Consider the following 24,090-nt stretch of genomic DNA (forward strand, 5'->3'; position numbering starts at 1 on the left):
AAAGACGTGCGAAAAGACGTACGAAAACCAGAAACGTACGAGACCGACGAACGACCTCAGAAGCGGCGCGTGATCAACGCCCGCTTGACCTCCTGGATCGCCTTCGTGACCTCGATCCCTCGCGGGCACGCGTCCGTGCAGTTGAAGGTCGTGCGGCAGCGCCACACGCCGTCGCGGTCGTTCAGGATCTCCAGGCGCTGCTCGGCGGCCTCGTCGCGGCTGTCGAAGATGAAGCGGTGGGCGTTGACGATCGCCGCCGGGCCGAAGTACTGGCCGTCGTTCCAGAAGACCGGGCAGGAGGACGTGCACGCCGCGCAGAGGATGCACTTCGTCGTGTCGTCGAAGCGTTCCCGGTCCTCGGCGGTCTGCAGGCGCTCGCGCGTCGGCTCGTTCGTGTCCTTCGTGATCAGGAAGGGCATGACGTCCCGGTACGCCTGGAAGAACGGCTCCATGTCGACGACCAGGTCCTTCAGGACCGTCAGGCCCTTTATGGCCTCGACCGTGATCGGCTTCTCCGGGCTGAGGTCCTTGATCAGCGTCTTGCAGGCCAGACGGTTCTTGCCGTTGATCCGCATGGCGTCGGAGCCGCAGATGCCGTGGGCGCAGGAACGGCGGAAGGTGAGCGTGCCGTCCAGCTCCCACTTGATCTTGTGGAGGGCGTCGAGGACGCGTTCCTTCGGGTCGATCTCCACCTGGAAGTCTTCCCAGGCCGCTTCCGCCGAGACCTCGGAGTTGAAGCGGCGGATGCGGAAGGTGGCCGTGATGTACGGGGAGTCGGCGAAGCCGGGCTCGGGTGTGCCGGCCGCGTCCGCCTTGTCCAGGGTCGGGGTTGCCATCAGTACTTACGCTCCATCGGCTGGTAGCGGGTCTGGACGACCGGCTTGTAGTCGAGACGGATGGACTCGGTGCCGTCGTCGCCCACCTCGCGGTACGCCATGGTGTGGCGCATGAAGTTGACGTCGTCGCGGTTCGGGTAGTCCTCGCGGTAGTGACCGCCGCGGGACTCCTTGCGGGCCAGGGCCGACACCGCCATGACCTCGGCCAGGTCGAGCAGGTTGCCCAGCTCGATGGCTTCCAGGAGGTCGGTGTTGAACCGCTTGCCCTTGTCCTGGATCGAGACGTTCAGGTAGCGCTCGCGGAGTTCCGCGATCTTCTCCACCGCCGTCTTGATCGTCTGCTCGGTGCGGAACACCATGACGTTCGCGTCCATGGTCTCCTGCAGCTCGCGGCGCAGGACCGAGACCCGCTCGGTGCCGGTGGCGTCGCGCAGGCGCTCCACCTGGTCGAGCACCAGCCGCGCGGGGTCCTCGGGCAGCTCGACGAAGTCCGCCTTCTGCGAGTACTCGGCGGCCGCGATACCGGCCCGCTTGCCGAACACGTTGATGTCCAGCAGCGAGTTGGTGCCGAGGCGGTTGGCGCCGTGGACGGACACGCAGGCGACCTCGCCGGCCGCGTACAGGCCCGGGACCACCGTCGTGTTGTCGGCGAGCACCTCGCCCTCGACGTTGGTCGGGATGCCGCCCATCGCGTAGTGCGCGGTGGGCTGGATCGGGATCGGGTCCGTGTACGGCTCGATGCCCAGGTAGGTGCGCGCGAACTCGGTGATGTCGGGCAGCTTGGCGTCCAGCTGCTCCGGCGGGAGGTGCGTGAGGTCCAGGTAGACGTGGTCGCCCTCGGGACCGCAGCCGCGGCCCTCGCGGATCTCCGTGTAGATGGACCGGGACACGACGTCTCGCGACGCCAGGTCCTTCATCACCGGCGCGTACTTCTCCATGAAGCGCTCGCCGTCCTTGTTGCGGAGGATGCCGCCCTCACCGCGGGCGCCCTCCGTCAGCAGGATGCCCATGCGCCAGATGCCGGTCGGGTGGAACTGGAAGAACTCCATGTCCTCCAGCGGCAGGCCCCGGCGGTAGACCGCCGCCTGGCCGTCGCCCGTCAGGGTGTGCGCGTTCGACGTCACCTTGAAGAACTTGCCGCAGCCGCCGGACGCGTAGATCACGGCCTTCGCCTGGAAGACGTGGATCTCGCCGGTGGCCAGCTCGTACGCGACGACGCCGGACGACTTCTTGACGCCGTCGACCTCGGTGATCAGCTGGTCGAGGACGTAGAACTCGTTGAAGAACTCCACGCCCTCCTTCACGCAGTTCTGGTACAGCGTCTGGAGGATCATGTGGCCGGTGCGGTCCGCCGCGTAGCAGGACCGGCGCACCGGCGCCTCGCCGTGGTTACGGCTGTGACCGCCGAAGCGGCGCTGGTCGATCGTGCCGTTCGGCGTGCGGTTGAACGGCAGGCCCATCTTCTCCAGGTCGAGGACCGAGTCGATGGCCTCCTTCGCCAGGATCTCGGCGGCGTCCTGGTCGACCAGGTAGTCACCGCCCTTGACCGTGTCGAAGGTGTGCCACTCCCAGTTGTCCTCCTCCACGTTGGCCAGCGCGGCGGCCATGCCGCCCTGCGCGGCGCCCGTGTGGGAGCGGGTGGGGTAGAGCTTGGTGAGCACCGCGGTGCGGCTGCGCTTCGTGGACTCGATGGCCGCGCGCATGCCCGCGCCGCCGGCGCCGACGATGACGGTGTCGTACTTGTGGATCTTCATGATTCTCGCAGCCCCGTGCCTAGCGGATGTTCGGGTCGAAGGTGAAGATCACCAGCGTGCCCAGCAGGATGGTGAACACCGTGGCGGTGTAGAGCAGGCCCTTGAGCCACAGCCGGGTGTTCGGGCGCTCCGCGTAGTCGTTGATGATCGTGCGCAGGCCGTTGGCGCCGTGCAGCATCGCGAGCCACAGCATCAGCAGGTCCCATGCCTGCCAGAAGGGGGAGGCCCAGCGGCCGGCCACGAAGGCGAAGCCGATCTTGGACACGCCGCCGTCCAGCACCAGCTGGATGAGCAGGTGGCCGATGACCAGGACGACCAGCACGATGCCGGACAGGCGCATGAACAGCCAGGCGGCCATCTCGAAGTTGCCCCGAGTGGACTTCGGGGTCTTCTTGGTGCGCTGGCGCGGGGCCTCGATGAGGGGGGCCGGGTTGTCGACGCCGTAGACGGAGGGGCCCTCGACGGGGCCGATCCCGGACGCGGCGGTTTCGGTGGTGGACATGGGTGTCAGCTCCCGAACAGTTCACGAGCGGCGTGGCCGAGGACGGGGTAGATCGCCCCGAGCATCAGCACGACCCACAGACCCATGACGGACCAGAACATCTGCTTCTGGTAGCGCGGGCCCTTCGACCAGAAGTCGACGGCGATGACGCGCAGACCGTTGAGCGCGTGGAAGAGGATCGCGGCGACGAGGCCGTACTCCAGTAGCGCGACGATCGGCGTCTTGTACGTGGCTACGACCTTGTCGTAGTCCTCGGGGGAGACACGGACAAGTGCGGTGTCCAGTACATGGACGAACAGGAAGAAGAAGATGAGGACGCCGGTGACTCGATGAGCCACCCAGGACCACATTCCTTCCCGGCCGCGGTACAGCGTTCCAGCCGGCACGGAAGCCCTCCGGGAGCGGGGATTGGGGCCGCGCCGGCTTTCTGTGTCGGTCGGGCCCGGCCGGGTACGGTCCACCGGCCCCCAGCATCCTAGCGAGGCGCTGCCGCTGGGCTCAGCCGGGGGTTGGGGGTGTGATCAAAGTGGCACGCGGATGGGTGCAGTCGGGCGGTTACTGGGGGTGAGATCTGGGGCTACTGGGGTGGGATGTGCGGTGATTTGCCGGGTGCGGCGCCGTTTGGGCTGGTCGCGCCCACGCGGCGGAGCCGCAGATTGTCACAGCCCCGCGCCCCTGAATGCCTCCACCAACCGCCCTCTTGCAAGGCGCCGGAGTTCCTCTGCCGTAACGATCCGCTCCTCCTCCGGATCGTTTGTCAATCGTGACCGGATGGCCTCCAGGACCCGGTCGAGGGCCTCGCTCGGGGGCAGGTCATCCAGGCAGATGACGAACGTGTGTCCGAATCGGGTCTCGTACGCCGCCTGCGCCGCGCTCAGTGCCATGCGGGCGGCGGAGTACGCGCCCTCCGGCAGGACCGGCAGTGACTCTTCCGTCAACGCCTCCGTCAGATCCTCCGGCGTCAGGTCGTACGCCGCCTCGTCCGATGCCGCCAGGAGGGCGTCCAGGGTGGGGTAGGGGCGGTGGTCGGTGATGCGGTGGGCCCAGTGGTGGCTGTGGAGGCAGGTGAGGAGGGTGTGTACGGCGTCGGCCGCGGGAGCGGTGTTGAAGTGCTCCAGTGGGGAACGCGTTCCGGGCGTGGTGCCCCGGGTCTGCTCGGATATGGCGACTCGGCCAGGAAGGTGTGTGGGCGTCACGTGCGTTTCGGCAGGGGGAGCTGTGAGAGATGTGGCGTCACGTTATCGAGAGTGGATGTGGCGTGTCCGTCGGTTGCCCGAATTTCATCCGAACGGGAGTGTTTCGGAACGCGTGGTGGACACACTCAGGTGTCCGAAGGGCCTAGGTTGGCGCCGTGAGTCAGCACAGGCGGAGTCAGTACGGCCGGGCGTCGGCGAAGAGGGCGTTGCAGCGGACGTGGGTGCTGATCGTCGCGGTGGTGGTCGTGACGGTGGGGGCCGGAGTGGGTCTCGGCCTGTGGGCCGGCGGCGGCAGCGACGACAGCGGGCCCGCCGGGTCGGCGCAGGAGCAGCCTTCCGGCGGTACGTCCGCGGGTGCCCCGAGTCCGTCGCCCACACGCTCGTACCCGCTGTCCAAGAGCCCGCGCACGATCCCCGCCGTGCGCGAGCACACCCCGGCGCGTGGTCCCGGCTGGAGTCCGGAGAAGGGGCTGCGGGTCGTCGTGAGCGACGGGGACTTGGCCGACGAGGGGCGGCTGCTCGCCGGTGAGCTGGGGCTGTCGTACGCGGGCGAGAAGAACGACGTGCGTGACGGCGACGTACGGCTGGCGCTGAGCGGTGACGAGGGGGCCGACCCCGAGTCGTACACGATGACCGTGCGTGGTGGACGGGTGACCATCAGCGGTCCTGCGGACGCGGGCGTGTTCTACGGCACCCGCACGCTGAAGCAGGAGGTGCGCGGCGACGGTACGGCGCCGGAGGGCGTCGTGCGCGACGGGCCGGCCAAGCCGGTGCGCGGGCTCATGCTGGACATCGCGCGCAAGCACTTCACGGCCGACTGGATCGAGGACCGGATCCGGGAGCTGGGCGACCTCAAGTTCAACCAGCTCGGGCTGCACTTCTCCGACGACCAGGGGTTCCGGATCGAGTCCGACTCCCATCCGGAGGTCGTGTCGCGACAGCATCTGACCAAGGCGCAGGTGAAGGAGATCGTCGGCCTCGCTGCCAGCCGGCACATCACCGTCGTGCCCGAGATCGACTCGCCCGGGCATCTGGGCGCGGTCATCGACGCGCACCCCGACCTGCAGTTGCGCAACGCGCAGGGTGTTGCGGCGCGCGGCGCGGTCGACATCTCCAAGCCGGAGGCCGGCGAGATCGTCGACGACCTGCTGAACGAGTACGCCGACCTCTTCCCGGGCGGCCAGTGGCACCTCGGCGGCGACGAGTACCGGGCGCTCATGGTGTCCAATCCCGAGGCGTCCTACCCGCAGCTGGCCAGTGCCGCGCGGGAGGCCTACGGCTCCGGCGGGACCGTCGCCGACCTCACCACCGGCTGGCTCAACGACCGCGCCGACACCGTCCGCGCCCACGACAGGACCCCGCGGGCCTGGAACGACGGCTTCTTCCGGGGTACGTCCGTGCAGCCCGACAAGGACATCCAGGTCGCGTACTGGACGGGCAAGGAGATCGGCGCGCGGCTGCCGACCGAGTATCTGAGCACGGGCCGGAAGCTGATCAACTACAACGACGAGTTCCTGTACTACGTCCTCGGCCAGCCGCTGACCTTCGTCTATCCGACCGGGCAGCGGATCTACGAGCAGTGGACCCCGCTCGTCGTGCGCGGCACGCGGGCGGTGCCCACGAAGTACGACGACCAGATCCTCGGCGGGTCCTTCGCGGTGTGGTGCGACCTCGCGAACTCCCAGACGCAGGATCAGGTCGCGGCCGGGATCCGGATGCCGCTCAGGGCGACGGTGCAGAAGCTGTGGGACTCCGGGGAGCCGGAGCTGCCCTGGACGGAGTTCAGGGCGCTCGCCGATCGATTGGACTGAAACGGGGGGCGCTCCAGGGGCGGATTGTCCCGTCCGGCTGCGAACGGGCGTACGACTGTGGTGTATTCGGGCCGAGTCGTAACGAACAGCCGGGGGGAACCGGGACATGGGTTACTGGGGGTACTTCGTCGTGGGCCGTGGTGAGCGGCCGCTCGCGGAGTCGAAGGCGTTAGCCGGCGTCGAGGGCATGACCCTGCGGACGTCGGCGCCTGGTGGATGGCAGGTGTGGGAGTACCCGAGCGGTGACGGCGACGTCGGGAACATGAACGCCCTCGCGCGGGAGACCGGGGCGCCCGCGCTCTTCGGATACGTCATGGACAGCGCCTCGGTCGTCGTGGAGGCGGCGGCGCCTCGGAGCGGGGCGTGGACGACCTGCCTGGGGCGGGCCGCGATGGCCAGGTACCTCGTGGCCGAAAACGAGGGGCTGACCCTGGAGGACTACTTCCTCCAGCCCTCGGATGCCGCCGAGCGGGCCGTCCACTGGGCCGCCGAGGCCGGGCACACGGTGGAGGAAGAGCCGCTGCTCGACGTGCTCACCGCCGACACCGGCCCCGCGACGGACCAGTTGGCCGAAAACCACTTCTTCCGGCTGCTCGACCGGCTGGGTGTGGTTCCCCTGTGACACTCCGGGGCCGTCGCGCGCAGTAAGGGGAAGTGCGGGTTCCGTAAGGGAAGGCCGCCTGGCGAGGGAGTCGTGGGGATGAGCCTGGTGGAGCTGATCGCTCAGGCCGACGAGCGCGGACTGGCCGCCAGCGGGCTGGCTTGTCTGGATCGGTGCCTGCCCTTGCTGGGGGCCGACGACGAGGCCTTGCGGCCGCTGTGGACGGACCTCGCCGACGGCGGTGACGGTGACTGGGACGAGCTTCTGGAGCAGGTGCGCGGCAAGCTCGGTTACGCGGGGACCTTCGACCTCGGGCCGCAGGCACCCGTCACGGACGAGGCCGCGCTGCTGGCACGCCGGATGCTCGACGCCGCCCCCGCCAAGCGGTCCCCGGCCGAGGTACGGGTGTGGGCCGACGCCTGCTCCGTCGCCGCGCTGCGGATCCACCGGCTCCTCGAGGGCGCCTCCGACGAGGCCGGGGAGTCCTTGGCCGACGCCCGCCGCGAGGGCCGTACGGAGGGCATGTCGCCCCTCGTCGCCGCCGAACTGCGCCGCCAGGTCACCGTCCTGGAACTCCTCGCCGGTCACGGCGCGGCCGGCCTGCGCCCGGCGCTGGAGGTGTCGACGGAGGGGCGGCGGATCCTGCGCGCGGTGGTGTCGCGGCGCACTCGGCGACGGGGCTAGGGCCCTTCTGATGGATCTCCGTGGGAGAAGGAGCGGCGTTCGATGCGTGCTCTCGGCGTGCCGCGTGGAAGACCTCGATGGGGGTCCCCCCGCGCGAGCGAAGCCGAGCGTGGGGGAGGAGCTACGTGGGCTTTCGCGCGGTGCGGCGAGTGGGGGCACCTCCCACGCCTTTAGGGCAGTGGGGGAGCGTGCCGGGCGTCGCGACGCCGCGGAGATCCATCAGAAGGGCCCTAAGCGTCGCAGAGCCCACCCGGCACCTCACCGCACCAGCCACTTCACCACCGTGTCCCCGTACCGCGCGGTCTGCGTGTAGAACGCGGTCAGGTCGCGGTGCGCGGCCGCGAAGAAGGCTCGGGCTTGCGTCTCCCACTCCGGCCCGCCGTATCTCGGGAGCAGTTCGGCGCGGGCGGCCCGCCACAGCGCCTCGAAGTCCGCCGACGTGAGGAACGCGGCGACCTGGGCCGTCTCCGCCACGGTCAGCAGCAGGAACGGCGGGGTGTCGGGCTCGGGAGAGTACGCCGGGCGGCCGCCCAGGACCACGTCGGTGCCGGTGTAGAGGAGCTCGTGGTCGAGGTAGCCCTTGTCCAGCACCTCCTCGCGGTGCCGGCCGATCCGCTCGCGCACGGTGTCCCAGTCGTCCTCGAACAGCTGTCGCAGCCAGGTCGCCTCGGTGCGCAGGGTCGAGGGCGGGACCGCGCGGAGATGGAAGTACATGCTCATCGCAGAGAGGAGCGCGCGGGAGGGGCGAATCATCACTCCCGCGTAAACCTCGCTCCTGAAAGAGTCCTGTGACCGCCCTGCGGTGGAGGTGGGGCGGTCCTGCACCGGTTGCGGGCACCCGCCGGATCCGCGTGACGGATCGCCGCGCCGCGACGCTCTTCCGGGTGTGACGGCACATCAGGAAACCAGGCCCTCAGCTGCGACGAAGCCGGTGCGGTGGGCGGCGGACGCGGTGGCGACCCTCCGCGAGGGAGCGCGGCTGCGCCTCGACTACTCGGCGCAGAGCCTGTGGCGCGTCGACCGGATGATCGACGGGATACGGGGGGAGGGGACGCCGTACCCGGCCGTCGAGACGGTGTTGCGCGGCCTCGGGGCGTACGCCGGTGAGGTGATCGTCCGGCAGACCGGTGCCGAGTGGTGGGCGGGCGGCGGCGACCACTGGGTCCGCACCCCCGACGGACGGCTGTGGGACCCGATCGACGAGGCCCGCCGGTGCTTCACCGGGGACGGGTCGCTGCGGTTGCTGTGCCGGGACGCGACCAACGCGGCCGCGTCCCGGACATAGGGCTTGTCAGACAGGACCTAGGCCAGACCGAGGCCAGACCAAGGCCAGACCTAGGCCAGACCTAGGCCAGACCTAGGCCAGACCTAGGCCAGACCTAGGCCTGCTTACGGCGTCAGCGTCTGGCCCAGACGGCCGTCCGTCGGCGTGCCCAGCGTGGTCTTGCTGAAGATGACGGATTCGGCGTAGCCGAGGCCCGTGCTGTTGCTCGGCAGGTGCAGCACGATGCCGTCCGTGCCGTCCTCGCCGTCGGCGCCGAAGGTGAGGTCGGCGCGGCCGTAGCCGGAGAGGTCCGACAGCGACACCGACGAGCCGAACAGATCGCCGCTCTCGGTGGAGCCGGGGATGCCGGCCGTGTCCTGTGAGATGCCGATCGAGCCGGTGCCGGTCAGGCCGGACGCCGTGCCCTTGACGAGGATCGCGTTGCCCGCGTTGGAGCGGTTGACGCCGTCGCGGGTGAGGTCCTCTCCGGGGGCGCCGGACAGGGCGTCCGCGTAGCCGTCGGCGTTGTAGTCGCCGACCGAGACCGAGGTGCCGAAGGCGTCGCCGGACTCGTTGCCGCCCGGGACGTACGCCGTGTCCTGGTGGATCGTCGTCATGCCGGTGGTGGTGAAGCCGGTGGACGTGCCGGGGACCATGGTGATCTGGCCGCCCGACTTGCCGCCCGACTCGGACGTGACCGGCTGGCCGATGACGATGTCGTCGTAGCCGTTGCCGTTGACGTCACCGGCGGCGATCGAGCGGCCGCCCCTGACGGAGATGACCCCCACCTTGGTCAGTCCGGTCGCCGAGCCCGCGAAGCGGACGACGCGGCCGATGCCGCCGGTGTCGCGGTAGTTGAGGGCGACGTCCGCGTAGCCGTCCCGGTTGAAGTCGCCGGTCGCGGCGTCCAGGTAGGCGACGGAGCCGGTGGCGGAGGTGAGCGTGCCGTACGTGTACTTGCCGCTGCTCAGCCGGACGTTGTAGTTGCCGCCCTTGCCGGTGCCGGCCGCGAACACGTCCGCCTTGCCGTCGCCGTTGAAGTCGCCGACGGTGACGGTGGAGCCGAGCTTGGCGCCGGCCGCCGTGACCCCGGTGGTGGTGTAGGAGAAACCGGTGTTGAGCGCCGGGCCGTACATCACCGAGACCTGGCCGCGGTCGGCGTTGCCACTGGTGTCGTCCTCGCCGGGGGAGCCGATCGCGAGGTCGGCGTAGCCGTCGCCGTTGACGTCGCCCCAGGCGGTGGAGGAGCCGAAGTTGTCGCCGGTCTCGGTCGAGTCGGGGACGCCGGTGCTGTTCTGGGTGAGCGAGACCTTCGCGGCGGTGACCGGGCCGTCGACGCTGCCCGGGATGACCTTGACCGTGTTCGCCTTCGGCACGCCCGCGACCAGGTCGGTCACGCCGTCCCGGTTGTAGTCGGAGGTGGCCAGGGCGTGCGAGATGCCCGGGGTCTTGGCGAGGGAGGCGATCCGCGACAGCTTCGGGTAGAGGTTCTTGCCGGGGCAGGCGGTGGCGTTGGTGTCCCGGTGGCCGAAGACTCGCGGCAGGGTGACCTGCTGGCCCAGCGGGATCTTGTTGCCGCTGTACCCCTGTTCCGAGCCGGACGTCAGCGTGACCTTGCCGGTCGGGTCGATGCCGTACATCCCGAACTTCCAGGCGATGATCCGGGCGATCGCGTCGAGCGCGATCTTGCTCGGCTGGGCCGACTCGTAGTTGCCGATGTACGAGATGCCGAGCGTGTTGGTGTTGAAGCCGGCGTCGTGGGCGCCGATCACCGGCAGGTCCATGCCGCCGCTGCGGCCCTCGAAGATCTGGCCGCACCTGTCGACGACGAAGTTGTAGCCGATGTCGTAGTAGCCGCGGGCGAAGTGCCCCTGCTGGATGGAGCGCATCCGTTCCCGGGACTCGGCGCAGGAGAGCTTGTTGTCGCTGTCCATGCCGGTGTGGTGGATGACGGCGGCCTTGATCTCGGTGCCGTACTCCGGTGTGCCGTCGTAGTCCGTGGAGGCGCCCCACCCGGCCTGGGTGATGACCGGCGGCTTGACGACCGTGGAGGGCCGGGGGGCGGGGACGGTGGGGGTGGGGGACGGGGAGGTCGATACGGAGGGGGAGGCGGAGGCGGAGGGAGAGGCGGATGTGGAGGCCGTGTCGCTGGGGGACGCGGTGGGGGTGTCGCTGGGCGACTGGGTGGGGGTGTCGGTCGCCGTGGGTGTGTCGGTCGCTGTCGGGGCGTCGGTCGTCGTCGGCGTTTCTGCGGGCGCCGTGGTCTCCGCCGTGAACGCGGCCGGTTCCAGGGCGCCCACGGACGGCGAGCCCTTCGGGTCCGTGCCCGGGTCCAGCAGCTTGACGTCCATGCCGGCCGGCTGGCCGTTCGCCTCGGTGCCGTCCGTGTTCACGAGGCGTACCTCGACGCCGTCGGCGTCACCGGTCCACATCGATTCGGTACCGCCGCGCAGGGCCGCCCGCTCGGCCTCGGCGCCGTCGGCCTGGGACGCCTCGACCTCGAGCTTCTGCCAGCCCGACCACTTGCCGGTCGTCAGATACCGGGTGCGCACCTCGGGCGTGCCCTTGGCCTTCGCCTCGGGGTCGTCCCAGGTCACGAGGAGGGCGCTGAACCGGTCCGTGTCCTGCTTGGGCAGGCTCTTGCGGCCCCCGCTCTGGTTCTTGAGCTTCACCGTGTGGACGGACGGCTTGCGTCCCTGGGCTCTGCCGTCCGACGGCGCCGACGGATCGGCCATCGCGTAAGTGACGACACCCGCCCCGCTCAGGACGACCGCTCCGATGGTCAGCCAGGCCCGTCTCTTGAGACTGAGCGGTCTGTACGCACGGGTACTGCGAGGACTCACTACCCCACCCCTAGAAAAATGGTCACCAACACACCACCTGTCACACAGGTGGCACTCGCACAGCGCACAGACGTGGCCAAATGTCACCGGTGGTGTGGACCTGGTGAGCCGGAGGCGATGATCCAAAGGTGATCCAAAGGTGATCCAAAGGTGTGACCTGTGATGTTTCTGAGGCGGAATCCGCTGGAAGTTGCATGGATCTCATCAACAAGGGGGCCGACCGCGTGCCGTGCGCGGTCGAGATGCGTCCGTACGCGACGGCCTTCGTCACCCGCCTCACCACCCGGAACCGGCTACCCCTGGACTACTCCGTGGCCAGCCTGCGCGTCGTCGACTTCCTGATCGACGGGCTGCGCAAGGGCGGCGGCGAGCGGGAACGGGTGCGGGAGACGTTGTTCGGGCTCGGTGCGTACGTCGGTGAGGTGCTGGTCCGCCGGGCAGGAGCGGTGTGGCTGGACTTCGACGCCGAGCAGCGGGCCTATTTCGGCCAGCCGGTCGGGGTGCGGATGCCGGACGGGCGGGCGTGGAACCCCCTCGGCAAGGTCCACAACCGCTTCGACACGGGCGGGCCCGAGGAGTCGCTCCGCACCTTCTACCTCACCCTGCACGGCCGGGCACGGAGGGCGGCCTGAGCGGACTGTGACACTTTTGAGGGATTCGGCGCTGATCATCGTGGGGGCGGGGACAGAGGCGGCGGTGCCGCACGCTGTGGATCCGCCCCAGACTCCGTACGGACGAGGACAGTTCTTGGGCCAGGGAGGCGAACCCCGCCGCGTGCAGGTGTACGACGGGGAACTGGGCGCGGCCGTGGCGCGGGCCCAGGAAGGTGACGAGGCCGCCTTCGCGGTCGCCTACCGGCTGGTGCAGCCCGGGTTGCTCGGGTACCTGCGCGGGCTCGTCGGCGACGACGCGGAGGACGTGGCGTCCGACGCCTGGCTGGAGATCTCCCGCGACCTCGGGCGGTTCAAGGGCGACGGCGCCGGGTTCCGCGGCTGGAGCGCGACGATCGCCCGGCACCGGGCACTGGACCATCTGCGCCGGCAGAAGGTACGGCCCCGGTCGTCGGCGCTCGAGCAGGACGTGCTGGACCTGCCCGGCCCGCACAGCACGCACGACCAGGCGCTGGAGTCACTCTCCACGGAGTACGCGCTGGAACTGGTCCGCGGGCTGCCGCGCGACCAGGCGGAGGCCGTGCTGCTGCGGGTGGTCGTGGGCCTCGACGGCCCCGCCGCCGCCCGCGTCCTCGGCAAGCGCCCCGGCGCGGTCCGCACGGCCGCGTACCGGGGTCTGAAACGTCTGGCACGCCAGCTGGGCACCGAGGGTGTGACGGATGAGACGCCCCGGACGCTGGGGGAGTCGACATGACGGACGACGCCGACAGGGCGCCGAAGCGTCAGGACGGACCGGCCGCGCCGACAGGGCGGGGCGGGTCGAGCAGGCCGGACCGGCCGACCGCGTCGATCGGGCGGGGCGGGCCGGACGGGCAGGAAGCGCCGGCCGCGTCGAGTGGGCGGGGCGGGTCGAGCAGACAGGAATGGCCGGCCGCGTCGAGTGGGCGCGGCGAGTCGAGCAGACAGGACAGACCGGCCGCGTCGATCGGGCGCGGCGGGTCGAGCAGCGAGTACAGGTCGGACAGGGACGGACACGGTATGGGTGAGCGGCAGAGCGGCAACGGGGTCCCCAGCCGTCGACGCGTGCGCCCCGGTGACGCCGTGGCCTGGCATGAGCCCGCCCACAGCGACACCGCCGCGCTGGAGGCCCTGCTCGCGGCCGCGATGCGCAGGGGCGAGGTCGGCGGTGAGGGCGAGCGGCGGGCCGTGGCCGCCTTTCGGGACGCTCGGGACGCGGGGCGGCACGGGGCGCGTACTCGGCGCCGGGACGACTGGCGGCCCCGCGAGCAGCGCATGCCCCGCTCGCTGAAGGCCACGCTCTCGGTGTTCCTCGCCAGCCTCACGCTGGGCGGTGTCGCGTTCGCCGCGATCGGCTCGGGCAGTTCGTCCACGCACGGCTCGGAGGACGGCCCTGGCCGCCCCGGCTCGTCGACGGGCGCGTCGGACCGGCCGAGCGCCGCGCCCTCCGCCTCGAACTCCCCCTCCTCCTCCGCTCCCGCCGACCGCCCGACCACCGCCCAGGACACCGAGGCGCACTGCCGTGCCTACGAGCAGGTCAAGGACCGCGGCAAGGCGCTCGACGCGTCGGCCTGGCGGCAGCTCGTCACGGCCGCGGGCAGCGAGGCGAACGTCAATGCCTACTGCGCCGAGCAACTGAAGCGGGCGACGGCCGACAGCAAGCCCAGCCCGGGCAGGAACGGCACGCCGGGCATCTCGGGCGGTGGCACCGGCAGCGTGGAGAACGGCAGCGCGAACGCGGGCAGCGCCGGCAGCGCGGGTGACGCGGGCAACGACGGCACCGGTGACGCCGACGGCGCCGGTGGCGACAGCACGGGCAACGGCGGCACCGGAAGCGGTGCCGACAACGGCCAGGGACAGACCGGCAAGGCTCAGGGGACGAAGCCGTAGCTCAAGGAGCGGCACGCCGGGAAGCCGTACTACGAGAAGCCGGGAAGCCGTAAGACAAGAAGCCCGGAAGCCGTAAGACAAGAAGCCCGGAAGCCGTAAGACAAGAAGCGCAAGACGAGACGCCGTAAGGCGGAAACCGTGACACGAGAAGCCGTAACGTCGGCCGGGCACGGTGGCCCCACACGCTCCGCCGCGGCAACGGCCGGGGCCGCCACCCCCCACAGGAGAGGCCCCGGCCGTCGCGCGGCACGGGCCGCGCGGCGGCCCGTACTCTCTACAGCGCCTTGGGTGCGTTTTCTGTCACACCCCCCGAGCCACCCGCCGGATCACAAGGTAGTTGCATCTTGTACGGACATGGACGAGCAGCGGTTTCAGGTCGTAACGTGCCTTTCGCGCCGGGGCGTGGAAGTTGAATGATCACCGCAATCACCGCAATCATCGACGGCTCGAAGCCGCGACCATCGACTCGACCAGGTATTGAGGACCAACACGTGCTGGGGGACGACGCGGAGCTGACGGCCGCGGTGCTCGCGGCACAGGACGGGGACGAGACCGCGTTCCGGACTGTGTACCGCACCGTGCATCCACGGCTGCTCGGATACGTACGGACGCTGGTCGGCGACCCCGACGCCGAGGACGTCACGTCCGAGGCCTGGCTGCAGATCGCCCGCGACCTGGAGCGGTTCAGCGGCGACGCGGACCGCTTCCGCGGCTGGGCCGCCCGCATAGCCCGCAACCGCGCCCTGGACCACATTCGCATGCGCGGCCGCCGCCCCGCGATCGGCGGCGACGAGACCGAGCTGACCGGCCGGCCCGCCGAGTCCGACACCGCCGGCGAGGCCATCGAGGCCCTGGCCACCGACACCACGCTCTCCCTGATCGCCCGGCTGCCGCAGGACCAGGCCGAGGCCGTCGTCCTGCGCGTGGTCGTCGGCCTCGACGCCAAGACCGCCGCCGAGACGCTCGGCAAGCGCCCGGGTGCCGTACGGACGGCCGCGCACCGCGGTCTGAAACGGCTCGCCGAACTGTTGGAGGGCGATCCGGAATCGGCCGGCGCCCTCGGCGCGATGCCGCCCCAGCGAGAACCGCGCGACCCCGCGGTGACGTCCGCCAGTGTGACGCACATGCGTGCGCGGACGCAGAAGGACATGTGATGGCCGACGAGCAGTACAGGTGGCTGGACCGCGATACGGCGGAGCGTCTGCTGCGCGGAGAGCCCCTCGAAGCCGTCGACGCGGCGGCCCACGATCAGGCCGAACGGCTCGCCAAGACGCTGGACGCGCTGTCCGTGGAACCCCTGCCGACCAGCGCGGAACTCCCCGGTGAGGCCGCCGCGTTGGCCGCCTTCCGCACCGCACGCGCGGAGCGCGGCGGCGAGCGGGCCGACGAGCGGGCCGCCCTCGGCGACCGCACCCGCGGCCGCTCCTCGGACACCGGTCTCGTCCGCGTCGGCGGCCCGGACCAGGACCCCTTGCGCCCCCTCCGCGCCCGTGCCGTGCGCTTCGGGCTGGCCGCCGCGCTGGCCCTCGGCATGGTCGGCGGGGTGGCCGTCGCGGCCGGAACCGGAGCGCTGCCGACGCCTTTCGGCGATGCGGAACCGGAACCCGCCGCCTCGGTCTCGGTGGCCGTGACACCTGAGCGGCCGTTCGTCTCCCCGTCGCCGCAGGCCCCGCGGAGCGAGCCCTCGCCCGGCGGCGCCGACGGCGGCTCCTCCTCCGGCCAGGGCTCCGGGCAGGGCTCCGGCCAGGGCTCCGGGCAGGGCTCCGGGCAGGACTCCTCACGCGACACGGCCCGCGGCGGCTCCGCACCGGACGACGGCACCGGCCCCGGGAAGGGTCGCAACGAGGGCCGCCCGTGGAGCGGAGCGCCCTCGGCCTGCCGGGCCGTGCGTGACGGAGAGGACCTCACCGCCGACCGCAGGCGCACCTTGGAGAGCGCGGCGGGCGGCTCCTCGCGGGTGTCGAAGTACTGCAAGGGCGTGCTGGCGCGCTCCGGCTCCGCGGACGACGACACCAAGAGCAGCGGCAAGGGCAACAAAGGCGGCAAGGGCAACAAAGGCGGCAAGGGCAACAAAGGCGACAAGGGCAACAAGGACAACGAGGGCGACAAAGGAGACCGGGGGGACGACGGCAAGGCCAAGGGCGACGTCGGCGGCCACCCGCACTTCGGCGGCGGCGACGGAAACGGCCGCAACGGCGGCGAAGGGGAGGGCGACGGCGACGACTACACCCCGCCGGCTGCCGCGCCCCACCACCCGAAGCGGGCGATGACCGCGCCCGGCCCGGCGCCCGCGCCGCCGTACAGCGCGCTCTGACCTGCGGCTTTCCCGCCCGCACTCAACTCGTCGAAGTTTTTTCGCCGCGGGTGTGACGTTTTCGGCCGCCGGAGCGCAGTAATGAGTGAGCCGACTGGTCATCGGCCGTCGCACGGAGCCGGGGGTTCCCCCCGTACCTACGGCTCGTGCACCTTGGCGCGGGCGGGACACGTTCCCCCGGTCCCGCCCGCGCCCCAAATCCCCTGCCGGTCTCACGAAGCCGGCGTCACCAGTACACGACGACCTTGTCGCCGTCCCTCACCTGCGCGTACAGCTCCGCGATCGCCCTCTCGTCCCGTACGTTCACGCAGCCGTGCGAGGCGCCCGCGTAGCCGCGGGCCGCGAAGTCGGAGGAGTAGTGCACGGCCTGGCCGCCGCTGAAGAACATCGCGTACGGCATCGGTGAGTCGTAGAGCGTCGACACATGGTGGCGGGACTTCCAGTAGACGCTGAACACGCCCTCGCGCGTGGGGGTGTACTGCGAGCCGAAGCGGACCGCCATCGTGGACACCGTCCGGCCGTCGATCATCCAGCGCAGGGTCCGGCTCGTCTTGTCGATGCACAGCACGCGGCCGGTCAGACAGCGCGGGTCCGGCGCGGCGGCCGGCTGCCCGCCCATCAGATACAGGTCCCACTTGCCCGGCTCGTGCGTCATCCGCAGCAGCCGCTGCCAGGTCACGGTGTCGGTCTCGCCCGTCCGCGGCAGCCCGCGCTTGCCCTGGAAGCCCTTGACCGCCTGCTCGGTCAGGTCGTCGTACGTCCCCGTCGGCCCGTCGAACAGCCAGGCGACCTGCCGCAGCCGGGCCTGGAGCTCGCGGACGTCCCGGCCGGAGTCGCCCCGGGACCACAGGACGGCGGGCGGGGGCGCTTTCGTGGCGGCGCCGGGCTTGTTTTTGCCCTTTTTGTCACTGTCGCCCTTGTTGTCGTCCGCAGTTGCGGGCGGCTCGCTGCTCGGCAGCTCGATGCGGACCGGCGAGCGCTGCTTCCCGTCCCCGTCCCCGTCCCCGTCCCCGTCCCCGGCCTGCACGGTGCAGCCGCCCACGGTCACCAGGACCAGCAGCGCGGCGAACGATCTCCCCATGCCCGTTGTACGCATTACGGCCCCCCGCCGTCTCACTGATTGACGCCCTTGAGATGTTCCCCTGGAATGACGGCTCGTGAACGGCGCGGCATTGTTGTGACCGGGACCGCAACAGGCCTGTGAGCAAGGTCCCAGCGTGCTTCCCTCCACCGGGTGCACGCCCACCGCTACAGTCCGTCGAAGGGTCGGGCCGTACCAGCCGGTAGCTGGCGTAGCCGGCGAGTAACTGCTTCAGCGGGAGGCACACACCATGTCGCGCGAGTCGGAGTCCGGGCTGCCCATCGAGCCGGTCTACGGGCCGGATGCTCTGGAGGGCTGGGACCCGGCCGAGAAGCTGGGCGAGCCGGGCTCGTACCCCTTCACCCGTGGTGTCTATCCGTCGATGTACACCGGCCGCCCGTGGACGATGCGCCAGTACGCCGGCTTCGGTACGGCGACGGAGTCCAACGCCCGCTACAAGCAGCTGATCGCCAACGGCACCATGGGCCTGTCGGTCGCCTTCGACCTGCCCACCCAGATGGGCCACGACTCCGACGCCCCGATCGCGAGCGGCGAGGTCGGCAAGGTGGGCGTCGCCATCGACTCCATCGACGACATGCGGGTGCTGTTCGGCGGGATCCCGCTGGACAAGGTGTCGACGTCGATGACGATCAACGCCCCGGCGGCTCTGCTGCTGCTCCTCTACCAACTGGTGGCGGAAGAGCAGGGCGTGAGCGCCGACAAGCTCACCGGCACGATCCAGAACGACGTGCTGAAGGAGTACATCGCGCGCGGGACGTACATCTTCCCGCCGAAGCCGTCCCTCCGCCTCATCGCCGACATCTTCAAGTACTGCAAGGCCGAGATCCCGAAGTGGAACACGATCTCGATCTCCGGCTACCACATGGCGGAGGCGGGCGCGTCCCCGGCGCAGGAGATCGCGTTCACGCTGGCGGACGGCATCGAGTACGTGCGGACGGCGGTCGCGGCCGGCATGGACGTCGACGACTTCGCACCCCGCCTTTCCTTCTTCTTCGTCGCCCGTACGACGCTCCTGGAAGAGGTGGCGAAATTCCGCGCCGCCCGCCGGATCTGGGCGAGGGTGATGAAGGAGGAGTTCGGCGCGAAGAACCCCAAGTCGCTGATGCTGCGGTTCCACACGCAGACGGCCGGCGTGCAGCTGACGGCCCAGCAGCCGGAGGTGAACCTGGTCCGGGTCGCGGTCCAGGGCCTGGCGGCGGTGCTGGGCGGTACGCAGTCCCTGCACACCAACTCCTTCGACGAGGCGATCGCCCTGCCGACGGACAAGAGCGCGCGGCTGGCCCTGCGTACCCAGCAGGTGCTGGCCTACGAGACGGACGTGACGGCCACGGTCGACCCCTTCGCCGGCTCCTACGTCATCGAGAAGATGACCGACGACGTCGAGGCGGCGACCATCGAGCTGATGGCGAAGGTGGAGGAGCTGGGCGGCGCGGTCAACGCGATCGAGCACGGCTTCCAGAAGTCCGAGATCGAGCGGTCCGCGTACCGCATCGCGCTGGAGACCGACTCCGGTGAGCGGGTCGTGGTCGGCGTCAACCGCTACCAGCTGGACGAGGAGGAGCCGTACGAGCCGCTCCGCGTGGACCCGGCCATCGAGGCCCAGCAGGCGGAACGGCTGGCGAAGCTGCGGGCGGAGCGGGATCAGGGGGCGGTGGACTCGGCGCTGGCGGCCCTGAAGAAGGCCGCTGAGGGCGAGGACAACGTCCTCTACCCGATGAAGGACGCGCTGAAGGCCCGGGCGACTGTGGGCGAGGTGTGCAATGCGCTGCGGGGGGTTTGGGGGACGTATGTCCCGGCGCATGCGTTCTGAGCTGGGCGGTTACTCCGTATGAGTGATCACGGGTTGAATCCGCACGCCTCCGGCTACGCTCGTAGCAGAGTGGGCCCCGAAAAGGAGGACGCCATGGCCGTACTGCAGCAGGAAATGACCGTGGGCGAGGCCGCTGACCTGCTTGCCCGTGCACTGCCTGGCCGCCGCGTGGAGATTCTCCAGGGGAGGCTCATCGTGACACCGCCGCCGGACGGTTCGCATGCTCTGTCATTGACCTGGCTGGTCGAAGAATTCGGGGGAGCCGGAGCCCGGAAGGCTGGGCTTAGGTACGTCCAGGGCATTGGCCTTTGGCTGCCGTCGCTGCCCGACGACTTCGCAGTGCCGGACTTCTCGGTTGTGGACGAGGATTTCCGGGACGCTCACGTCCAGAAGAATTGCTACGCGCCGAACGTCTTCCGCATGGTCGTCGAAGTGACGTCGTCGAACTGGTCTGACGATCTCGGCCCCAAGGTCGAGTGCTACGCCCAGGCTGGCATCCCCGTCTACCTCATCGCCGACCGCAAACACGACGAGGTCGTCGTCTACCGGGACCCGGCCGACGGCAAATACCCCACCCCCCTGCGCTACAACCGAGGCCAGACCGTCCCTGTCCCGGAGTCCGTCGGCGTCAGTCTCGACCTCTCCGTCGACACCCTCCTCGACGGCGACGACTGAAAATCCAGAGTCGGAGTGTCGTACCCGCATGCGACACTCCATTCCATGCTCGGCGTCATCGATCTACCCACCTACCTCGCAGGGCTCGTCCTGATCGTCCTGCTGCCCGGCCCCAACTCCCTGTACGTCATCTCCGTGGCCGCCCGCCGAGGAGTCCGGGCCGGATACACCGCCGCGGCCGGCGTCTGGTGCGGGGACACCGTGTTGATGACACTCTCGGCCGCTGGAGTCGCCTCCCTCCTCCAGGCCAACGCCGTGCTGTTCGGCATCGTGAAGTACGCCGGTGCCGGGTATCTGACCTGGCTGGCGATAGGAATGCTGCGGGCCGCGTGGGCGATGTGGCGGACCCGGCGAGAGCGGTCCGCCGACGACAGCACAGCCGTCGCCACCGACGAGCGCCCCTACCGCCGAGCCCTGGTCATCAGCCTCTTCAACCCCAAGGCGATCCTGTTCTGCGTCGCCTTCTTCGTGCGGAAAGTTGCAGAATCGGAACGCTCTGACCAGGGAGTTTGCCTTGTCTGACGTGCACCACGCTGTGGCCCTGTTCGCCCTTATGAGCCCCCAGGAGCAGCAGCGGGCGCTAGGAGCCCTGGGCTTGCCTGAGAGGCTCCAGAAGGAGCCCCAGGAGCCTGCCGTCACCCCGTTCGCGGCTCTGGGCAGTAGGCCGAGTAGGCGGAAGCGGCAGCCGATCACCGTGACGGTGCTCAGAGGGTGATACCGGCCCGCTTTATGCGCGGGGCCGTCCTACGTTACGCGAGCGGGCACGTGAGGTCGGGGTGGTGACGGTTCGGGCAGCACACCAGGTTGAGCGAGACGATATTGCCCGGCCGGTTGTAGTACACCCAGCTCACGTCCACGCCGACCGGCAGGACATCCAGCACGTATTCGCGTCTCGTGTCCAGGCTCGCGTACGCCTGACGCCCGTCCTCGCGCTGCACCGGGGGGTTGTCAAGAAAGTGCTTGACCATCCAGTCGAGAGCCGCTGTGGCGTCCGTCCAGGTGCGCTCATGGGCCGCCTGGTTCCGCTTCATCAGCCAGTGCCCGGACATCATGGGCGGCAGGTTCGAGGTCGGGAACTCGGCCATCACTTCGCGGTACCGCTGAAGGATGCGGATGGCCACCTTGTCCTCGTCCGAGGCGGGAGGAGCAGGGGGGTCAGGATGCGGAGGCCGCCGGTCGCCTTCCCGGTGGTAGCTGTCGGGCGATCCGATCCACGGGCCGTAGCCGTGGAAGTGTCCTGTCCAGCTCATGCGCGCCTTCCAAGAGGGGAGGGCGGGCCGCCCTGATGCGCGTAGGACGACCCGCCGGGGATGAGAGGTGTAGCAGGGTCAGGCGGTGAGGCCGCGGTTCTTCACCCAGCCGAGGGCGAAGTCGTCGAGCTCGGCTGCGGTGAACCGCAGCTCCTTGTCGGCGCCCTCGGGCTTGGAGACGCGGACCACGTACGAGTCGGCGGCGCCGGGGATCGCGGCGAAGTCGACGCAGCCCTCGGTGCAGGGGCCTCCGCAGAAGTTCGTCGTCTCGACGCCGTCTGCTGACAGGGCGTAGAGGTTGCCGTTCATCGGGTAGTCCTTCCTGGTGCAACGTTGCGGAGATGCGGTCTCCGCGCCGTAGTGCACTTGCCGACCCACCCCGGCCCGGCCTTCCTGTTCCTGGCCGGGGTGGGCGCTTGGCTCCGCCCCCGAGCGGTGTGGCCGTGGGGGAACGACCGGGGAGTCACCTCGGGGACGGATGTTCAGGTGGTCAGTTGCCAGTAGGCCGCCATGATCGACACGGACGCTGCGATCAGGAGCCCTTGGAGAAGCCACTGGCGCCAGCCGAGCGGACGCTTGTGCTTCCCTCTGGCCCGGCGAGGATTCCGACCGCGAGAGCGGCCATGAGTCCGAGCAGGGCGATCACGTAAATCACCTGCTGCGCCTTGGGGCTCACGCTGCACCCGTCCCGCTCCTCTGGGTGTAGATCCACAGCAGTCGGCGCGTCAGGTCGGCGACCTCGCGCATGAAGAAGTAGGCCGTGAAGGTCGGGGCCTCCGCGCTGGGGCGGTTCTTCAGGTCGAGCAGCGAGTACGCCTTGCGGAATTGCTGCATGACCAGCTCGTCGTCGTCGGCGCCCAGTTCCTCACCGAGGAGCAATTGCAGGTGCCCGATCAAGGCCGGTGTCTTGGCGTCGATGTCGGCGCGGGTCGAGGTGCCGAGCCTCGCCGAGAGGGCGGCGTCGGTGCTGTCCTGGATCAGCTCGACGTCGATCGGTACGCCGTCCTCGGTCGACACTGTCACTTCGAATCTGCTCGTCTCGGTCTTCACGGCGTGTCCCTCGCTGACTGACGGCGGTTTCACCGGATGGAGACCAGAGTTCCGCGCGAAAGGCGTGCGGACCACGGCGTTCATGGGCCAGTGTTGGGACATCTCTGGGACATGGGACAGGCGGCATGGTTGGGCACGGCAAGATCCCGGGAAGGGGGCCTGCATGAGCATCGCCGACAGGCGTAGGGCTCGGGGCCTCACCCAAGAAGGGTTTGCCTTCGCGGTAGGCGTCGACCGGCGCACAGTAGGCCGATGGGAGACGGGCAAATCCAAGCCCCAGCCTCCTCAGCGGCCCAAGGTCGCCGAGGTGTTACAGATGGACCTTGACGAACTCGATGCGTTGCTTACTTCAGCCGAGGTACAGCCGAAGCCCGTACGGTCAGCGTCGAGTGCCCACCACAGCCCAGGGGACCCAGACGAGATGATCCGACGCGAGTTTCTGCGGCTCATGGCGGTGTCCGGTGCGCTCGCTGCCATACCTGCGGGCGAGGCGGAGGCCCTGGAGGACAGCGGTGACGACTTCGGGCGCATGAACGGCCATCTGTGGCAGGTCTACCAACTCGCCCGCGCCAAACACTCGGTGTACCCGGTAGTGCAGTCTCAGCTCACTGCCTTGAACGATGCGCTGCGCGATGGGCGGGCCCAGACAGGGACGCTCTGCTTCGCGGCTGGCGACCTATTCCAGCTGGCGGGCGAGCTGGCCTTCGACGCCAACCGGTACCACGAAGCCGCCGCCTCGTACTCGCTTGCGGCCAGCGCGAGCAAGGAGGCTGGCGCCTACGACCTTTGGGCGTGCGCCCTCATCCGGAGCGCCTACGTAGACCTCTCCGAGCGCCGTTACAAGCGTGCTGCGGACACACTTGGGGCCGCGCGCCGTGTCGCCCTGCGTGGAGACAGCAGCCTTGCGACCAAGCACTGGGCCGCAGCCGTGCAGGCTGAGGCGTTCGCCTGGCTCGGCGACTTCGACGCCTGCGAGGAGGCTTTGGACGAGGCCGAGAAGGTGGCCAGCCTGAGCGGCCAGGTGTCGAACGGCGGATGGCTGCGCTTCGATGGCTCGCGCTTGGCGGAGGAGCGAGGCGCCCGGTACCTGCAACTCAACCGACTCGGCCTGGCCGAGACCTCGTTGAAGGATGCGCTGACGGTCGCCCCTCTGGCCGCTGGCCACTCTTTCCGACGTCGGGGCGCGGTACTTGTCGACCTGGCCGCGATCGGCGCCAAGCGGAAAGACTTGGAGCAGGTCATGCAGTACGGGCTCGAAGCCCTGCGGCTGGCGCGGGCCTCCGGGTCCGGCTACGTCGCCCGTAGACTCCATTCCCTGACTTCCGAGCTGGGCACCTTGGGGCGCGACCGGTGTATCACCGAGTTGAAGGCCGAGATCGGCAGCCTAACGGCATCACGAGAGGGGATGGCATGACGACCGAGGGCGCGCGAGTCTTTCGCGAGGCGTGGATCGCTGGAGTGCGGAAGCACTTCCCTGGTGAGCCCAAGCCGAGCTATGTAACTCCGTGGGAAGAGACGCCTGAATGGGAGCGTGAGGCTGCGGGCGCCGTGTATGAGCAGGTTCGCCATTTCCTCAAACTGAGCGCCGGGCATGCCTCCCGCCTGTCGCGCGAGCAGAAGGGACGGTTCGTCGCGACGTGTTGGACGGCGCAGATGTTCAAGCACTTCAATGACCCGAAGCCGGGGTACGTAGCCGATTGGCCCGACCTGCCGGACTGGCAGAAGGAAACCGACTCGGGCATCTTCGAGGCCATTGAGAACAGTCTAAATTAACGCCTACCGATTCGTGGTCGCAAACAACCCAGCTGTGAGTCGGATTTGAAAAGGCCTCGGCGGGGCTGCCATTCGCCCTGGTAGTGGCGCAGTTCTTGGCACGCCG

General features: G+C 69.7%; 25 protein-coding genes and 1 pseudogene. 14 read left to right on the plus strand and 12 right to left on the minus strand.

All coding sequences use genetic code 11. The features are described 5' to 3' along the window. Window positions 1-56: 56 nt before the first annotated feature. The 5 genes from Q4V64_RS32475 to Q4V64_RS32495 form a co-directional block, all read right to left on the minus strand. Entirely contained in the window at window positions 57-836 is a 780-nt protein-coding gene (locus tag Q4V64_RS32475; protein ID WP_124439697.1) for a succinate dehydrogenase iron-sulfur subunit, read from the minus strand. Continuing rightward, window positions 836-2,590, minus strand: coding sequence for a succinate dehydrogenase flavoprotein subunit (gene sdhA / locus Q4V64_RS32480; RefSeq protein WP_124439696.1), 1,755 nt, complete (start codon window positions 2,588-2,590; stop codon window positions 836-838). The genes Q4V64_RS32475 and sdhA overlap by 1 nt, the downstream gene beginning before the upstream one ends. Window positions 2,591-2,609: 19 nt before the next feature. Then, entirely contained in the window at window positions 2,610-3,092 is a 483-nt protein-coding gene (locus tag Q4V64_RS32485; protein WP_124439695.1) for a succinate dehydrogenase hydrophobic membrane anchor subunit, read from the minus strand. 5 nt (window positions 3,093-3,097) lie between these two features. Next, the gene (gene sdhC, locus Q4V64_RS32490; RefSeq protein ID WP_253266915.1) at window positions 3,098-3,442 is read right to left on the minus strand and encodes a succinate dehydrogenase, cytochrome b556 subunit; all 345 of its coding nucleotides are present in this window, start codon (window positions 3,440-3,442) and stop codon (window positions 3,098-3,100) included. Between the two features lie 309 nt (window positions 3,443-3,751). Next, window positions 3,752-4,288, minus strand: a complete 537-nt coding sequence (locus Q4V64_RS32495) for a 2-oxo-4-hydroxy-4-carboxy-5-ureidoimidazoline decarboxylase (protein ID WP_124439694.1) — start codon at window positions 4,286-4,288, stop codon at window positions 3,752-3,754. A 221-nt stretch (window positions 4,289-4,509) separates the two neighbouring features. Here Q4V64_RS32495 and Q4V64_RS32500 point away from each other — a divergent pair, with 221 nt between their 5' ends. The 3 genes from Q4V64_RS32500 (at window position 4,510) to Q4V64_RS32510 (ending at window position 7,384) form a co-directional block, all read left to right on the plus strand. Beyond that, window positions 4,510-6,099 (plus strand): glycoside hydrolase family 20 protein, encoded by a 1,590-nt coding sequence (locus Q4V64_RS32500; protein ID WP_124439718.1) that lies wholly within the window; start codon window positions 4,510-4,512, stop codon window positions 6,097-6,099. Window positions 6,100-6,205: 106 nt separating this feature from the next. Next, window positions 6,206-6,721 (plus strand): hypothetical protein, encoded by a 516-nt coding sequence (locus Q4V64_RS32505; RefSeq protein ID WP_124439693.1) that lies wholly within the window; start codon window positions 6,206-6,208, stop codon window positions 6,719-6,721. Window positions 6,722-6,799: 78 nt separating this feature from the next. After that, window positions 6,800-7,384 carry a hypothetical protein gene (locus Q4V64_RS32510; protein ID WP_124439692.1) on the plus strand — a complete coding sequence of 195 codons (585 nt, stop codon included), beginning with the start codon at window positions 6,800-6,802 and terminating at the stop codon, window positions 7,382-7,384. 258 nt (window positions 7,385-7,642) lie between these two features. Here Q4V64_RS32510 and Q4V64_RS32515 read toward each other — a convergent pair whose 3' ends face one another. Next, window positions 7,643-8,104, minus strand: a complete 462-nt coding sequence (locus Q4V64_RS32515; protein ID WP_124439691.1) for a DUF1877 family protein — start codon at window positions 8,102-8,104, stop codon at window positions 7,643-7,645. Between the two features lie 166 nt (window positions 8,105-8,270). On the opposite strand from Q4V64_RS32515, the gene Q4V64_RS32520 reads away from it, so the two are divergent. Continuing rightward, a complete protein-coding gene (locus tag Q4V64_RS32520; RefSeq protein WP_124439690.1) occupies window positions 8,271-8,669 on the plus strand; it encodes a hypothetical protein in 399 nt (132 codons plus the stop codon). A 104-nt stretch (window positions 8,670-8,773) separates the two neighbouring features. Here the strand turns inward: Q4V64_RS32520 and Q4V64_RS32525 are convergent, their stop codons facing one another. Then, on the minus strand, window positions 8,774-11,491 hold the full coding sequence (locus tag Q4V64_RS32525; protein WP_124439689.1) for an N-acetylmuramoyl-L-alanine amidase: 2,718 nt from the start codon (window positions 11,489-11,491) through the stop codon (window positions 8,774-8,776). Between the two features lie 194 nt (window positions 11,492-11,685). Here Q4V64_RS32525 and Q4V64_RS32530 point away from each other — a divergent pair, with 194 nt between their 5' ends. Both Q4V64_RS32530 and Q4V64_RS32535 read left to right on the plus strand, forming a co-directional pair. After that, window positions 11,686-12,123: a hypothetical protein gene (locus Q4V64_RS32530; protein ID WP_253266910.1), complete on the plus strand. Its 438-nt coding sequence runs from the start codon at window positions 11,686-11,688 to the stop codon at window positions 12,121-12,123. Window positions 12,124-12,238: 115 nt separating this feature from the next. Then, the gene (locus Q4V64_RS32535; RefSeq protein WP_124439688.1) at window positions 12,239-12,856 is read left to right on the plus strand and encodes an RNA polymerase sigma factor; all 618 of its coding nucleotides are present in this window, start codon (window positions 12,239-12,241) and stop codon (window positions 12,854-12,856) included. Between the two features lie 28 nt (window positions 12,857-12,884). Here the strand turns inward: Q4V64_RS32535 and Q4V64_RS32540 are convergent, their stop codons facing one another. Further along, window positions 12,885-13,163: a hypothetical protein gene (locus Q4V64_RS32540; protein WP_124439687.1), complete on the minus strand. Its 279-nt coding sequence runs from the start codon at window positions 13,161-13,163 to the stop codon at window positions 12,885-12,887. Between the two features lie 40 nt (window positions 13,164-13,203). Between Q4V64_RS32540 and Q4V64_RS32545 the strand changes: the two genes are divergently transcribed. From Q4V64_RS32545 to Q4V64_RS32555, 3 genes are all read left to right on the plus strand, one after another. After that, window positions 13,204-14,010: a hypothetical protein gene (locus Q4V64_RS32545; RefSeq protein ID WP_253266909.1), complete on the plus strand. Its 807-nt coding sequence runs from the start codon at window positions 13,204-13,206 to the stop codon at window positions 14,008-14,010. A 491-nt stretch (window positions 14,011-14,501) separates the two neighbouring features. Further along, on the plus strand, window positions 14,502-15,164 hold the full coding sequence (locus Q4V64_RS32550) for an RNA polymerase sigma factor (RefSeq protein WP_124439685.1): 663 nt from the start codon (window positions 14,502-14,504) through the stop codon (window positions 15,162-15,164). Then, window positions 15,164-16,324: a hypothetical protein gene (locus Q4V64_RS32555; protein WP_124439684.1), complete on the plus strand. Its 1,161-nt coding sequence runs from the start codon at window positions 15,164-15,166 to the stop codon at window positions 16,322-16,324. Before Q4V64_RS32550 ends, Q4V64_RS32555 begins: the two co-directional genes overlap by 1 nt. Before the next feature lie 226 nt (window positions 16,325-16,550). Here the strand turns inward: Q4V64_RS32555 and Q4V64_RS32560 are convergent, their stop codons facing one another. After that, the gene (locus Q4V64_RS32560; RefSeq protein WP_124439683.1) at window positions 16,551-17,405 is read right to left on the minus strand and encodes a L,D-transpeptidase family protein; all 855 of its coding nucleotides are present in this window, start codon (window positions 17,403-17,405) and stop codon (window positions 16,551-16,553) included. A gap of 250 nt (window positions 17,406-17,655) precedes the next feature. Between Q4V64_RS32560 and Q4V64_RS32565 the strand changes: the two genes are divergently transcribed. The 3 genes and pseudogenes from Q4V64_RS32565 to leuE all read left to right on the plus strand — a co-directional run. Beyond that, window positions 17,656-19,236 (plus strand): methylmalonyl-CoA mutase family protein, encoded by a 1,581-nt coding sequence (locus Q4V64_RS32565; protein ID WP_124439682.1) that lies wholly within the window; start codon window positions 17,656-17,658, stop codon window positions 19,234-19,236. Window positions 19,237-19,329: 93 nt separating this feature from the next. Continuing rightward, the gene (locus tag Q4V64_RS32570) at window positions 19,330-19,911 is read left to right on the plus strand and encodes a Uma2 family endonuclease (protein ID WP_124439681.1); all 582 of its coding nucleotides are present in this window, start codon (window positions 19,330-19,332) and stop codon (window positions 19,909-19,911) included. 45 nt (window positions 19,912-19,956) lie between these two features. Then, window positions 19,957-20,391: pseudogene (gene leuE, locus Q4V64_RS32575) on the plus strand (leucine efflux protein LeuE); the annotation flags it as partial. A 269-nt stretch (window positions 20,392-20,660) separates the two neighbouring features. On the opposite strand, the gene Q4V64_RS32580 reads toward leuE, so the two are convergent. The 3 genes from Q4V64_RS32580 to Q4V64_RS32590 form a co-directional block, all read right to left on the minus strand. Continuing rightward, complete coding sequence (locus Q4V64_RS32580) at window positions 20,661-21,161, minus strand: hypothetical protein (protein WP_124439678.1); 501 nt, start codon at window positions 21,159-21,161, stop codon at window positions 20,661-20,663. Window positions 21,162-21,239: 78 nt separating this feature from the next. Continuing rightward, window positions 21,240-21,470, minus strand: coding sequence for a DUF397 domain-containing protein (locus Q4V64_RS32585; RefSeq protein WP_124439677.1), 231 nt, complete (start codon window positions 21,468-21,470; stop codon window positions 21,240-21,242). Between the two features lie 363 nt (window positions 21,471-21,833). Further along, window positions 21,834-22,211 (minus strand): hypothetical protein, encoded by a 378-nt coding sequence (locus Q4V64_RS32590; protein ID WP_124439676.1) that lies wholly within the window; start codon window positions 22,209-22,211, stop codon window positions 21,834-21,836. Window positions 22,212-22,374: 163 nt separating this feature from the next. Between Q4V64_RS32590 and Q4V64_RS32595 the strand changes: the two genes are divergently transcribed. Then, a complete protein-coding gene (locus tag Q4V64_RS32595) occupies window positions 22,375-23,625 on the plus strand; it encodes a helix-turn-helix domain-containing protein (protein ID WP_124439675.1) in 1,251 nt (416 codons plus the stop codon). After that, window positions 23,622-23,984: a hypothetical protein gene (locus Q4V64_RS32600; RefSeq protein WP_124439674.1), complete on the plus strand. Its 363-nt coding sequence runs from the start codon at window positions 23,622-23,624 to the stop codon at window positions 23,982-23,984. The genes Q4V64_RS32595 and Q4V64_RS32600 overlap by 4 nt, the downstream gene beginning before the upstream one ends. Window positions 23,985-24,090: the final 106 nt, after the last annotated feature.

It is taken from the genome of Streptomyces sp. NL15-2K, from assembly GCF_030551255.1.
Lineage (GTDB): Bacteria > Actinomycetota > Actinomycetes > Streptomycetales > Streptomycetaceae > Streptomyces.